11 protein-coding genes are annotated in these 13,365 nt (G+C 64.9%); 1 reads left to right on the forward strand and 10 read right to left on the reverse strand.

All coding sequences use genetic code 11. From position 1 onward, the window contains the following. Nucleotides 1–164: 164 nt before the first annotated feature. Nucleotides 165–1,058, forward strand: a complete 894-nt coding sequence (locus tag HAP41_RS18735; protein ID WP_014496684.1) for a LysR family transcriptional regulator — start codon at nucleotides 165–167, stop codon at nucleotides 1,056–1,058. A 106-nt stretch (nucleotides 1,059–1,164) separates the two neighbouring features. Here HAP41_RS18735 and HAP41_RS18740 read toward each other — a convergent pair whose 3' ends face one another. From HAP41_RS18740 to HAP41_RS18785, 10 genes are all read right to left on the reverse strand, one after another. Next, entirely contained in the window at nucleotides 1,165–3,495 is a 2,331-nt protein-coding gene (locus tag HAP41_RS18740; RefSeq protein WP_166098351.1) for a PAS domain-containing sensor histidine kinase, read from the reverse strand. Between the two features lie 228 nt (nucleotides 3,496–3,723). Further along, on the reverse strand, nucleotides 3,724–5,097 hold the full coding sequence (locus HAP41_RS18745; RefSeq protein ID WP_166098345.1) for a cation-efflux pump: 1,374 nt from the start codon (nucleotides 5,095–5,097) through the stop codon (nucleotides 3,724–3,726). Nucleotides 5,098–5,353: 256 nt separating this feature from the next. Then, nucleotides 5,354–6,322, reverse strand: coding sequence for a quinone oxidoreductase family protein (locus HAP41_RS18750; RefSeq protein WP_166098338.1), 969 nt, complete (start codon nucleotides 6,320–6,322; stop codon nucleotides 5,354–5,356). Nucleotides 6,323–6,347: 25 nt separating this feature from the next. Next, nucleotides 6,348–7,343, reverse strand: coding sequence for an NAD(P)H-dependent flavin oxidoreductase (locus HAP41_RS18755; RefSeq protein ID WP_166098333.1), 996 nt, complete (start codon nucleotides 7,341–7,343; stop codon nucleotides 6,348–6,350). Nucleotides 7,344–7,614: 271 nt separating this feature from the next. Further along, nucleotides 7,615–8,175: a hypothetical protein gene (locus tag HAP41_RS18760; protein WP_166098330.1), complete on the reverse strand. Its 561-nt coding sequence runs from the start codon at nucleotides 8,173–8,175 to the stop codon at nucleotides 7,615–7,617. Nucleotides 8,176–8,359: 184 nt separating this feature from the next. Beyond that, a complete protein-coding gene (locus HAP41_RS18765; protein ID WP_166098325.1) occupies nucleotides 8,360–9,010 on the reverse strand; it encodes a hypothetical protein in 651 nt (216 codons plus the stop codon). Between the two features lie 60 nt (nucleotides 9,011–9,070). Next, complete coding sequence (locus HAP41_RS18770; protein WP_063984531.1) at nucleotides 9,071–9,274, reverse strand: hypothetical protein; 204 nt, start codon at nucleotides 9,272–9,274, stop codon at nucleotides 9,071–9,073. A gap of 257 nt (nucleotides 9,275–9,531) precedes the next feature. After that, nucleotides 9,532–10,938: a hypothetical protein gene (locus tag HAP41_RS18775; protein ID WP_166098316.1), complete on the reverse strand. Its 1,407-nt coding sequence runs from the start codon at nucleotides 10,936–10,938 to the stop codon at nucleotides 9,532–9,534. Nucleotides 10,939–11,554: 616 nt separating this feature from the next. Then, nucleotides 11,555–12,328 (reverse strand): fumarylacetoacetate hydrolase family protein, encoded by a 774-nt coding sequence (locus HAP41_RS18780; protein ID WP_166098312.1) that lies wholly within the window; start codon nucleotides 12,326–12,328, stop codon nucleotides 11,555–11,557. Between the two features lie 11 nt (nucleotides 12,329–12,339). After that, nucleotides 12,340–13,359, reverse strand: coding sequence for a 2-dehydropantoate 2-reductase (locus HAP41_RS18785; RefSeq protein WP_166098309.1), 1,020 nt, complete (start codon nucleotides 13,357–13,359; stop codon nucleotides 12,340–12,342). Nucleotides 13,360–13,365 lie beyond the last annotated feature (6 nt).

A 13,365-nucleotide genomic window follows, 5' to 3' on the forward strand; every position in this document is an offset into this window, starting at 1 on the left:
ATAAAGCTGTCTCATGCTGCGATTGCGAATTCAGATCGATCTGGAAGTGCAATCGGACGATACGGAAATGCAATTAATCGCGTTCCGCTTGCCGGTTTTTCCGTGTTGGTAATGACCTGCCGTGCTAGCTTGCATGCCTCGATGGCATCCGAGGGGACGACCGGTTGATCGACAAGCTTGAACTGCTGCTGGCGCTGGCGAAGGAGCGGCACTTTGGACGCGCGGCAGAAGTCTGCGGCGTGACGCAACCGACGATGTCGACCGGGCTCAAGCAGCTCGAGGAGATCCTCGGCGTGATGCTGGTCCAGCGCGGCTCCCGCTTCCAGGGTTTTACCCCCGAGGGCGAGCGGGCACTGGATTGGGCGCGGCGGATCGTGGGCGATGCCCGCGCCATGCGTGACGAGATCAACGGGCTGAAGCATCAGCTCTCCGGCGAAATCCGCATCGCGGCGATCCCGACCGTGCTCGGCATGGTCGCCCAGCTGACGACGCCGTTCCGTGCCAAGCATCCCGAGGTGCGCTTCCGCATCCAGTCCACGACCTCATCCGAGGTGCTGGGGCTGCTCGAAAATCTCGAGGTCGATGCAGGGCTGACCTATATCGAGAACGAGCCGATCGGCAAGGTGCGCACCATTCCGCTCTACAACGAGAGCTATCGCCTGCTGACCGCGCCGGATGGAATGTTCGGCGATCGCGAGACGGTGACGTGGAAGGAGGTCGGGCAGGTGCCGCTGTGCCTGCTGACGCCCGACATGCAGAACCGCCGCATCATCGACCGCGCGCTCCGCTCGGTCGGCGCGGAGGCGACGCCGACCCTGACCTCGAACTCGCTGCTCGTGCTGTTCACGCATGTGAAGACGGGGCGCTGGGCGAGCGTGATGCCGGCCAAGCTCGCCGAGACGCTCGGCCTGTCCGATACGGTGCGCTCGATCCCGATCACCGATCCTGATGTCAATTACAGCATCGGCATGGTGATCCCGCAGCGCGATCCGATGACGCCACTGATCGCGGCGCTGGTCAACGTCGCGCGCGAAGTGGCGCCGTCACTGCAATTGTAGGGTCTACAGCGTTTTCGAGCGAAGTGGATACCGGTTCGCGTGAAGAAAACGCGTCAGAACAAGAATCTAGAGCTTCGGTTCTGATTCAATCAGAACCGATAATGCTCTAGGCCGCAGCCGACATCCCGGACGCCGCCTTGATCGCATCGCGCGGCAGGGTCACGCGGACGACGGTGCCCACCTCGATCTTCGAGCGCAGCCGCATCGAGCCGCCGTGGAGCTGCGCCAGCGAGCGCGCGATCGCAAGTCCAAGTCCGGAACCATGATAGGTCTTGGTGAGCTGGCTTTCGACCTGCTCGAAGGGGCGGCCGAGCCGTGCCAGCGAATGCGGCGCGATCCCGATGCCGGTGTCGGCGATCAACAGCACGATCTTGTCGTCGAGCTGCCGGCTGCGCACCACGATGCGTCCGCCGTCGGGCGTGAACTTCACCGCATTGGAGAGCAGGTTGACGATGATCTGCTTGGTCGCGCGGCGGTCGGCAACGACCGAGATCGATTTCTCGATCCCGGCGTCGAGCGTCAGATGCTTGTCTTGTGCGCGGCCGGAGACGACACGGAGGGACTCCGCGAGCGTCTGTCCGAGGTCGAGCTCTTCCATGTCGAGCTTCATGCGGCCGGCTTCGATCTTGGACATGTCGAGGATGTCGTTGATGACTTCGAGCAGGTAATGGCCGCTGGTCAGGATGTCCTGGCAGTATTCCTGGTACTTCTCCGAGCCGAGCTCGCCGAACATGCCCGAGCCCATGATCTCGGAGAAGCAGATGATGGCGTTGAGCGGCGTGCGCAGCTCGTGGCTCATATTGGCGAGGAATTTCGACTTGGTCTGGTTGGCTTCCTCGGCGCGGGTCTTCTCGCGCTGATACTTCTCGGCGAGGTCGGCGAACTCGTTGGTCTGGCGCTCCAGCGCCGCCTGGGAGCGCTTCAGGTCGATGACGGTGGCGCGCAGGCGCAGATCGTTGTCGACCAGCTTCTGCTCGTGCTCCTTGATGCGGGTGATGTCGGTGCCGACCGAGACGTAGCCGCCGTCCTTGGTGCGGCGCTCGCTGATATGCAGCCAGCTGCCGTCGTCGAGTTGCGCCTCGAAGGTGCGCGCGCCCGGACCCTGGCTGGCCGTCTCGTTGTGGCGGGTGCGCACCTCCGGCATGCGGCCGACTTCGAGCACGGTCTCGTAGGAGGTGCCGGGGATGACGGCGCTGTCGGGCAGCTTGTGCAGGCGCTGGAAGTGCGAGTTGCAGAGCACGAGGCGGTCACTCGCGTCCCATAGCACGAAGGCCTCCGGAATGGTCTCGATGGCGTCGCGCAGGCGGAGGTCGGCTTCGACGGTGCGTTCGGCGAGGCTCTTCTGCTCGGTGATGTCGACGGCGATCCCGATCAGGTGCACGCTGGAATCGGTCGCCCCGTGGGTCTTCTCGCAGCGGACGCGGAGCCAGATCCAGTGACCGTCGACGTGCTGCATGCGGAAGGTCTGGTCGATATGGTCGATCTTCCCGGAGATGAGCTGGTCGGCGATCTCGAACAGGTCGATGTCGTCGGACTTCACCAGCGCGTTGACCTCGCCGAAGGTGAGGAGCTCGTTACGACCGTCGAGGCCGAGCATCGAAAACATCGACTGCGACCAGAAGATCCGGCCGCGCGACAGATCCCAGTCCCACAGGCCGCAGCGGCCGCGGTTGAGCGCGGTGTCGATGCGGCCGCGCACGGCGTCGTTGATGAGGTCGCCCTCGCGGGCGCGGGTCGACTGCCAGTGGAAGGCGAAGCCGAGGATCAGGACCACGAAGCCGGTGGTAGCCGAGAGCGTCACCGAGAGCGCGGCGTCCGAGCCCCAGATCGGCTCGTTGCGCTCCTGGATCACGGTGACGAGGCCCGGCAGCGACTTGATCTGCCGCGAGGTCACCATCGCGGCGTTGCCGTTCGGCAGCGTCATGTCGGAGACGTTGCTGTCGCGCGGCGGCGCCGCGAGCAGTTGCGCCGTGGTGATGGCATCGAGCAGGCGGTCATTGCCTGAGGGGTCACGGTCGATCGGAATACGGGCGAGGATGCGGCGGTCGACGCCGGCCGAGGTGACGACGACGTGGCGGCCGGAGGCCGTGCCCCAGGACGGGATGAGATCGGGCAGCAGCGTCGGCAGGTTCTCGATGTTCTTGAGCCGCTCCTGCCGCGACGAGGTCAGGCGATCGATCCGCTCTGCGAGCAGGTCGGCCAGCGCCGAGATGTCGTGGCGGAGCACCTGCCGCTTCTGGCGCGTCTGATCGACGACCTGCACGAACGCGCCGAGACAGATCGTGACCAGGAACGCGATGATCAGCGTCGGCACGGCGCGGCGCAGCGCCGGCTCCGCGATCAGGAGCCGATGATAGGCAGGTTTCGCGATCGATTGCGCCAATCCCTTGATCGAATCGGATTGGACGCGCACGTTCGCGGCGTCTGCACGCGACATGCCTTCTGCCCCCTGGAAAACCTGCTTGCAACTTGAGTTCGGAAGCAGCCCCACATCGCTTCCGAATCAAGCCTGATTTGAATCCAGTTTTCGCGGGCTGTCGAGAGTCAACGAATCGTTAACGCGAATTTATTCTTATCCAACGCGCAGTTTGCGCATTTTGCGTCCGCAAACTTACGTGCGTGGTGAGTCCGAAACGAGAACGTGTGACTCCCCGCACATTTCGCGTCACGCCCGCGGCGGCTCGGCGTGGCTGATCACGCGCTTCACGCCCGGGAACGCGCGGCGGAGCGCGCGCTCGATCGCGTCGACATGCTCGTGCACCTTGATCACGCTCATCGAGGGCGTGGCGCGGCAGTGGAAATTGACGATCTCGCCGGCGTCGGTGTTGCGGACACGCACATTGTGGATGTCGTAGATCTCGCCGCCGGCGGCATATTCGGTCAGAGCGGAGGCGATGGCCCGCACTCGTTCCGGCACGGCATCGACCCCGAACGGCAGTTCCGGTTCCAATGGCTCGATATGGACGTCGACCTCGACGTCCGCGCCGAACTCCTCCTGGATGCTGCGCTCCAGCGTGTTGGCGATGTCATGGGCGGCGTCGAGCTGCATCCCGGCGTCGACCTCGAGGTCGATGCCGACGATGAGCTTGGCGCCTAGGTCGTGCACCGTGACGTGGTGGATGGCGAGGCCGGAATTGTGGGCGATGACCATGATCCGGTCGCGCACGGTCTCGTTGTCGCGCGCGACGGGGACGGCGGTGAAGGTAAGGTCGGCGTCGCCGAATGCCTTGTCGACCGCCGCCTGCGCCTTGCGCTTGATCTCCTCGACGCGGTCGATCGGATAGGTTCGCGGCACCTTCGCGATGGTGTCGATGAACATGGTCGCGCCCACCATGCGCAGCCGCAGCCGCTCGACGTCGATCACGCCGGGCACGCCAAGGATCGCGGCCGTGGCCTTCTCCTGCGCGCCCTCGGGGGCGCGATCGACCAGCGTCTGCACGGTCGAGCCGGCCATGCGCAGGCCGAGCAGGGCGATCATCACGGCGACGGCGGCGGCCGCCGCGGCGTCGCCCCACCAGAAGCCGAGGGCGGCCAGGATCAGGCCGATGATCACGGCGAACGAGCCGAGTACGTCGGAGGCGAAATGCAGCGCGTCCGCAGCGAGCGCCTGGCTGCGCGTCTCCCGCGCGGCACGATGCAGGGCGCGGGCACGCCACAGGTTCACGACGATGTCGATCACCAGCACCACGAACGGTACGGCCGAGATGGTCGGCGGCGGGGTTCCCTCGCGCAGGCGGCTGTAGGATTCGACCAGGATGCCCCCGGCCAGCACGTAGAGCAGGGCGGTGACGCCGAGCGCGGAGATGCTCTCCAGCTTGCCGTGGCCGTAATGGTGCTCTTCGTCGGCCGGCTTGTCGGACACTCGCACCACCGCCCAGGTGATGATGGTCGCGACCAGGTCGATCGAGGAATGCAGGGCCTCCGAAATCAGCGCCAGCGAGCCGATCGCGATCCCGACCGCAAACTTGGCCGCTGCCATGCCGCCGCTGGCGAAGATCGAGATTGCGGCGACCGAGGTCTTGTTGTGCTGTGCGCTCATGGCCCGGGATTTAGCAGCCTAGGGCTGAACATCAAGCGACGATCCACAGCTGTAGTCGCGAGTGAGTTGCAGGAGCGAAACTATTGCGAATGCTTCCGAATTGAATGCTCGCTTATGCCACCGGCTCAGTCTCGTAGGATGGGCAAAGGCGCGTAGGGCCGTGCCCACCAACAAGTGTCTCCTGATCAACCGCTGTGGTGGGCACGCTCCGCTTTGCCCACCCTACGAGACCGGGCGCTCGTCGCCCGGCCAGGGATCACAGCGTCACGACGATCTTCCCCAGATGCTTGTTCGCCTCCATGTGCTCGAACGCCTTGTCGATGTCGTCGAACGCGTAGACCTTGTCGATCGGCAGCTGCAGCTTGCGTGACTCGACCGCGCCCCAGATGTCCTTGCGAACCTCGTCGAAGATCTCGCGGACCTCCTCGATGGTGCGGGTGCGGAAGGTGACGCCGACATAGTCGATCCGGCGCGCGGCATGCAGGTCGAAGTTGAAATCGGCATGGGTGCCGCCGAGCCGGCCGACATTGACGATGCGGCCCTTGACCTTGGTGGCGGCGAGGTTCTGGCTCGCGACCTTGCCCGAGACCTGGTCGACGATGAGGTCGACGCCTTCGCCGTTCGTCGCCTTCAGCACCTCGTCCACCCATTTGGGGTCGGAGGAGTCGACGGCGAGGTCGGCGCCATACTCCCTAAGCCGGCCGCGGCGATAGGCATCGGTCGACGAGCCGATCACGAGCTTGGCGCCCTTGAGCCGCGCAATCTGCATCGCCATCAGGCCGACGCCGGAGCTCGCCCCCTGGATCAGCACGGCTTGCCCGGGCTGAACGCCGCCAACGGTGACGACCGCATTGTGCATGGTCGCGAGCGCGACGGGCAGGGTGGCGGCTTCCTCGAAGTTCATGTTCGATGGCGCGCGGAACAGCCGGCCGTGATCGGCCAGGGTGTATTCGGCGAACGCCGCGCCGCCCGAGCCCATGATGCGGTCGCCGACCTTCACGCCCTTGGCATCCGGTCCGAGCTCGGCGACCTCGCCGGCCCATTCCATGCCGAGCACGGTGCCGGCACCGCCGGCGGCGCCATGGGCGTGGCCCTTGCGCATGCCGGTGTCGGCGCGGTTCAGCCCGCAGGCGCGGACGCGGACCAGCACCTGCGTGCCCTTAGGCTTTGGTTGAGCGACGTCGGAAATCTGAGCGCCGTCAGGGCCGTAGACATAAGCCTTCATGAATTACTCTCGCTTCTTGCAGTGATTATTCAGCGGCTTGTGCGCTCGGATGAGCGATCATGCCTTCGAGCCGGCTGCGAATGATGGCTTCGGCCTCGCGCACGATGCGGGAGATCAGCTCGGCGCAGCTCGGGATGTCCTGGATCAGGCCCTGCACCTGGCCCGCCGACCAGATGCCTTCGTCCGAATTGCCGGTCGCATAGACCATCTTACCACGGGCGCCCGCAACCAGCTCGCGGATGTCCTCGAACTTCGCGCCTTCCTTCTCCATGGCGACGACCTTGGTCGAGATGTCGTTTTTGGCAACGCGCGAGGTGTTGCGCATGGTGCGGAAGATCAGCTCGGTCTCGCGCTCGTCATTGGCGACGATCTTCTCCTTGATGAGCTGGTGGATCGGGCTTTCCTTGGTGGCCATGAAGCGGGTGCCCATGTTGATGCCCTCGGCGCCGAGCGCCAGGGCGGCGACGAGGCCGCGGGCATCGGCAAAGCCGCCCGAGGCGATCATCGGGATCTTGATCTTGTTGGCGGCGGCCGGGATCAGGATCAGGCCGGGGGTGTCGTCCTCGCCGGGGTGGCCGGCGCATTCGAACCCGTCGATCGAGATGGCGTCGACGCCCATGCGCTCGGCCGAAAGCGCGTGGCGGACGCTGGTGCATTTGTGCACGATCTTGACGCCATGCCTCCTGAACTCGTCGACATGCTCCTGCGGCTTGTTGCCGGCGGTCTCGACCACGGTGATGCCGGCCTCGATGATGGCGGCGCGGTATTTGGCGTAGGGCGGCGGCTTGATCGCGGGCAGGATGGTGAGGTTGACGCCAAAGGGCTTGTCGGTGAGGTCGCGGCAGCGCGCGATCTCCTTGGTCAGGTCTTCCGGGGTCGGCTGGGTCAGCGCCGTGATGAAGCCGAGCGCGCCGGCGTTCGCGACCGCGGCGACCAGCTCGGCGCGTCCGACCCATTGCATGCCGCCCTGGACGATCGGGTGCTCGACGCCGACGAGCTTTGTGAACCGTGTCTGCAGCATGATCTGTTTCCCCCGCCTCGCGTGGCGCTCTGTTATCGGTTGATGGCGGCAGGATGCCGCCGGGGTCGGGAAATGTCTATTGCGCCGCCGTGCGGTGGGGGCGGGGCGATCATGCGAGGCGTGAGGGGATTCCGTGGGGCGGATAATTTTGGTGCGGGGCGCTTGGCGTATTCTCCTGCCGTCGTCCTGGCGAAAAGGGGCGACGGCGGAGAGGTAGCAAAGGTGCTGCTCCAAGGGTGCCCGGAAGGCCGAGCGCCAACTGGATCCCGCGTCAACCTTGGCCACGAAGCCGCAGGAGTCGCGATGGAATATACTCGACGTCGATGCTGATGCCGTCTCCGCTCAGAGGGTTCGCGGTGTAGACGACGGAGACAGACAGTTCGAATTGGCTGACAATCGTCAAGATAGCGATGGTGAGCGCGGTGTCTCCGCTCGGGGCCGCGCCCAGCAGCATCTCTGCGATACGGCAGCAATCATCCATCGTCGCCCCCAACGGAGGAAGCTTGATGACCTCTACCTGACGTGCAGCGAACGTGGTCGGGTCGGCGACGTCGGGTTCACGCGCAACAACAGCGCCCGAGTTGATCAAGGGCACGACGAACTTCAGAACCGGTGCCGTCACCAGGTTGAGATTTTGAATGTTGACCTCGGTCGCATACACGCCCGGCCGGGCGCCGGCGACACAACAGCAGCTTGCCTCGGATTGCTTGCCGCATACGATCTTCGCGCTGTATGCGAAGAGGCCCTCGGCTGCGGCCGGTATCGCGCCGAGCTTTTCGAGAAATGGATGCTTCAACCGGTCAGCACTTGAGCCCGTCTGATTGTTAGCCATCTCGACCTCCGTGAAGGTTTGTGGAACGGATGAGCGGCACCTGGGCGCGTTGCTTATAGTCCTCGGTCTTGCCTCGATTGAGTTTTGATTGCGCTACGCCAGACGCTTTCCCGCAGCGCCTGCTCACCACCTACAATAGCACTGTCGAGGAATGCTCGCCAATCATGTCAAAGGCGAATAACGGCTACTCCGCCGACAGCCGCACCATCTGGCGGCCGCCGTTCATTTCCTTGAGGCTGTTGACGAATTTTTCCGGGCGCTGCCAGCGGTAGGGGACCTGCAGGCCCATGAACTCGGCGATGTCGCCGATGAAGCCGGTGCAGTTGGTGGTCTCAGCGTTCCAGACCGGCGAGCTCGCCTGCAATTTCTTGATATAGGCGAAGACACGCTTGGCGTCGGCTTCGCTCAGATAGACGCGATAGTTCGCGGTCAGATAGTCCGGATCGAGGTCGCCGTAGCTCGCGCCGGTTTCGGCTGGCACCCAGGTGAGGTGACCGAGCACATAGGCCCAAGTGTCGCCGGCGGGCGTGAGGCCCGCGACTTCGACGGCGCGCTCGCTGGTCTTGCCGTACCAGACGAACGCATGGCCCCAGCTCGCCGCCGTCCGCGCGCGGAAGTCGACGTAGTAGGGACCCTTCTCCGCGCGCGCGACGGAGCGCCGCGTCGATTGCGGCGCCGGTCGTGATGCGGTGTCGGTCGTAGCAAGCGCATTGGCGTCGGCAACGCGCTTGTTCGCTTCGTGGGCCGAGGCCGAGGGGGTGGTGCAGGCGAGCATCGCCGCGAGAGCGAATCCCGCGAGGATGCAGGATCCCGATCGATCAGATGTGTTCGTCACGTTGTGCCCCTCGACTACCGGCCGCTTACGCAGATTTCTTGCGCGTATTTCCGTTGCGCGTCAGTAGCGCGCAGCGACCGGGCCGGGCGCCTTGCCGATCGGGGCCTTTCCAATCGGGCTCTTGCCAATCGGCATCTTGCCGATCGGCGCCTGCTCCGCAGGATAGACGGGAACGGGCTGGCGACGCGGCAGATCCGCAGCGTTCGCAGCCGTCACCAGAGCAAGCGTCGCACCCAGAGCAATTACAATTTTCTTCACAGTCATACCCCTAGAAGGTTTGGTCCAAACACGGCACGGCCGTGCCCCCAGACACGCCTCATAGAAGGCGGCCGAATGCGTCCAAGTTGCGGCACCCGCGGGACATGTTGGCGGCATTGATCGGGTGTACAGGGATGTGATGTGTCTGGATGTTTCGGAGTGCGGGGGTCTGTAGGATGGGTAGAGCGCAGCGAAACCCATCGGCCATCTGCGCGGGGGCGATATGATGGGTTTCGCTGCGCTCTACCCATCCTACACACCCTTCACCCGATCCGGTTCAGGCTGTTGCGGATCGTCGAGAAGATGCCGCCGATGTCCTTGCGCAAGGCATCGAGCGCGTTGAAATTGTCAAAGATGCGGGCGAGGCGGTCTTCGACCTCGCGCTTGCTCCTGGCGAGGGCATCGACGCGCGAGGCGAGGGTGACGTCGCCGTTCGCCTCGATCTCGCCGACGGTTTTCGCGAGAAGATCGCGGGTGGTGCCGACCTCCGCGATCAGGGCCTCGATGCCGAACACCGGCGCCTTCAGCGGAACGAGGTCGGCCTGCGACTTCGACAGCTCCATCTTGAAGGTGTTCAGCGTCGCCAGCGTCTCCTGCAACACGCCGAGGCGCTGGCGCGACTGGAGGACGAAATCATTCAGCGCGTTCTGGCGGTCGACGAGGGTCTTGCCGTCGGGGTCGGTTTCGACGTCGGCGAGCGCGCGTTCGAGCTGGGCCTGGCGCTGGCCGAGCTCCTCGAAATCGAGCCGGATCGCTTTCAGGATGTTGAAGCTGTCGTCGATGCGGGCGAGGCGCTGCGCGATCTCGATCTTGTTCTTCGATAGCGTCTCGACGCGAGTGTCGAGCGGCGCCTCGCCGCCGGTCTCGAGCTCGTCGATACTCTTGGCCAGGCGGTCATGGCTGAGGCCGAGCTCGCCGATCAGGGCATTGATGCCGGCGTCCGACGAGCGCAGCGGGATCAGCTCGGCATGGGATTTCGCCAGATCTTCCTTGTACTGGCTGAGGGTCACGAAAGTGTCCTGGACCGCGTTCACCCGTGACAGCAGCGCCGATACGTCGCGGGCAACATCTTTCAGGCGGTCGGCGAGGTTGTTCTTGCGGTCGTCGGTCTCGAGGTCGAGCAGGGAGCGTTCGAGCTGGTTCTGGCGGTCGCGGATCTCGGTGAAAACAGGCTCGACCGCGCGCCGCTGATCGGCGACCTTGCCCACCATCTCTCGCACCCCCTGCTGGCGTCGGCGGATCTCGGCGAGCTGGTCGTGCATGTCGGTGGATTCGTTGCGGCCCTGCTGGAGCAGGGCGCGCTGCTCAGTCTCGCCCAGCTTGTCATGGAGGGCGGAGACGGCCTCGCGGGGATCGCTTTCGATCAGGTGCTGGACGGTGGCGTCGAGGTGGTTTTGCAGGGCGTGGGCGACGACGACATCCTCGCGGGTCTTCTTGAGGCGGTCGCGCAGAGTATTGAGGCGGCGATCCTGACGCGAGAGCCGCCAGGCGGGGGCGCCGATCAGCGCCAGCCCGAGCGTCACGATCGCGCCGGTTGCGATGCGCTGCGGCATCGGCAGGCCCGCAAACAGGGCGGGCAAGTGCGCGACGTCATAACCAAACGCCTGCTGGGCGAGGATCGCGATGGCGGCTAGCAGGACAAACCAGGCAACCACGAAAAACAGCCACATCGTGACTTCCCCACCCGGGACACATTCTCGCCATAGTTGCTATTGGAGAGCGGAACCGAGATCAAGGGGCGGGCGGGGTTGCCAGATGTTTCCGGTCGCGCGATCCACTGCTGGTTGTGTCAGTCGATTGGCGGAGAGCAGGGTGCCAGGTTTTCCCGGGGAGCGGGGCAAGGCCTGTAAGCCCGGATGGAGCAAAGCGCAATCCGGGGTCTGCGCGCGCAGAAACGCCCGTCCCGGATTAGGCTTCGCTCCATCCGGGCTACGGCACTGCGTGGGCCCCTTTCGGGGAGGCTAGCAGCAGGCGTCGGCGCGAGCCGGCGAGCCTCGGGCTATCATTTCCCGAGGAAGTTCGTGCGCATCTTGTCGGCGAACCAGACCACGAAGATCGCCGCGAACGAGAGAGCGAAGTACAGAGCCGCCCAGAGAAGTGCATTACTGGCATTCGACATGACATCCTCCCTTGCATCAGAAATCGATCTGTTGCCGGGAAGGATAGCGGCAGCCGCGGACCGCCGATTTGCGCAGGATCAATTTTTGCCGGGCTGCGGCGCAAATGGCCGGCGAGCCTTCATTCCGGGCCCACGATGGATTTGCGGCCTGGGAATGACGCAGCGAGTTACAGCCGAAACTCGTTCGTCAGCTCGCCGATACCCTCGATCGCAACGGTGACCGTATTCACCGGCTCCTTCATCACCCCGACGCCGACCGAGGTGCCGACGGCGATGAGGTCGCCGGGAAGCAGGGTCATGTCGTGGGAGATTTTGCTGACCAGCTCCTGCGCGGTGAAGATCATGTCCGAGATCGGATAGTTCTGTCGCTCCGCGCCGTTGAGGATGGTGCGCACGGTGAGCTTGGCCGGATCGAGGCCGGTTGCGATGACGGGGCCGAACGGGCCGTAATCATCGATGCCCTTGGCGCGGGCCCATTGCGGGAAAGTGGGATCGCTGGTCAGGATGTCGTTGGCGGTGATGTCGTTGACGCAGGTGTAGCCGAAGATGAAGCTGTCGGCTTCCGCCGGCGAAACGCGGGCGCAGGTCTTGCCGATGACGATGCCGAGCTCGCCCTCATAGGTGGTCTTGCCGTCGTAATAAGAGGGGCGGCGGATCACGGCGCCCGGCGTCGTGATCGTGGTGGTCGCCTTCAATAGATAGAGCGGCTCCGGCGGCTCGGGCTGGTTCAGCTTGGCGGCGAGCGCGTGGAAATTATTCCAGAGCGCGACGATCTTGCTGGGCGCGCAGGGCGCGAGCAACTCGACCTCCGACAGCGCCAGCATCTTGCCGGTGGCTGCATGGCGGCCGAACATCTCGCCCTCATGCACGCTGATGCCTGATTGCGTCAGGGTGCCGAAGCCGGTCGCACCGGCATGGCGGAAGCGCATCCACTGTTTCATCTCGCCCGCCATCACGCCACCGCCAGTGCACGGGGATCGGTAGGCGCTGAGACGCCGTCATAGAGGCCGGCGATGCGCGCGCGCTGGGTCACCATCGCCAGCACCGAGTCGAGCGCGGGCGTGGCGATGCCGGTGAGGCGGCCCATCTCCTGCACCACGGTGACGAGCGGGTCGATCTCCATCGGACGGCCGCGCTCGAGATCCTGGAGCATCGAGGTCTTGTGCGCGCCGACCTTGCGGGCGCCCTCGATGCGGCGCTCGACGTCGACGCGGAATTTGACGCCAAACGTCTCGGCGATGCCTTGCGTCTCCACCATGATCGCGCGCGACAGCGCACGCGTGGAGGGATCGGTGCAGATCACGTCGAGCGTTGCATGGGTCAGCGCGCTGATCGGGTTGAAGCAGACATTGCCCCAGAGTTTCAGCCAGATCTCGTCGCGGATGCGGTCGAGCACCGGCGCTTTCAGCCCCGCGGCGACGAAGAGATCGGCGAGGCGCTGCACGTCCGAGGTGATTTCGCCGGAGGGCTCGCCGAGCGGAAAATTGTTGCCGTAGACGTGGCGGATCACGCCGGGCGCTTCGATCTCGGTGGCGGGATAGACGATGCAGCCGATGGCGCGCTCGGCGCCGATCTCGCGCCACTGCCGTCCGTCGGGGTCGATGCTCTCCAGCGTCGAATTCTCGTATTGGCCGCCGTGCTTGTAGAAATACCAATAGGGAATGCCGTTGACGGCGGTGACGATGCGGGTGTGCGGCCCGAGCAGCGGCTGCATCTTCTCGATCACGCCGGTGATCGAATGCGCCTTCAGCGTGATGATGATGTAGTCCTGCACGCCGAGTTCGGCGGGATCGTCGGTGCAGCGCGGATGCACGGTGTGCTTCTCCTCGCCCGCGAGCAGGGTCAGCCCGCGCTCGCGCATCGCGGCAAGGTGGGCGCCGCGCGCGACCAGGCTGACGTCGGCGCCAGCGCGTGCGAGCTGAACCCCGAGATATCCGCCGATCGCGCCGGCGCCGTAGATGCAGATCTTCATGAAATC

It is taken from the genome of Bradyrhizobium barranii subsp. apii (genome assembly GCF_011516635.5).
In the GTDB taxonomy this organism is placed as follows: Bacteria; Pseudomonadota; Alphaproteobacteria; order Rhizobiales; family Xanthobacteraceae; genus Bradyrhizobium; species Bradyrhizobium barranii.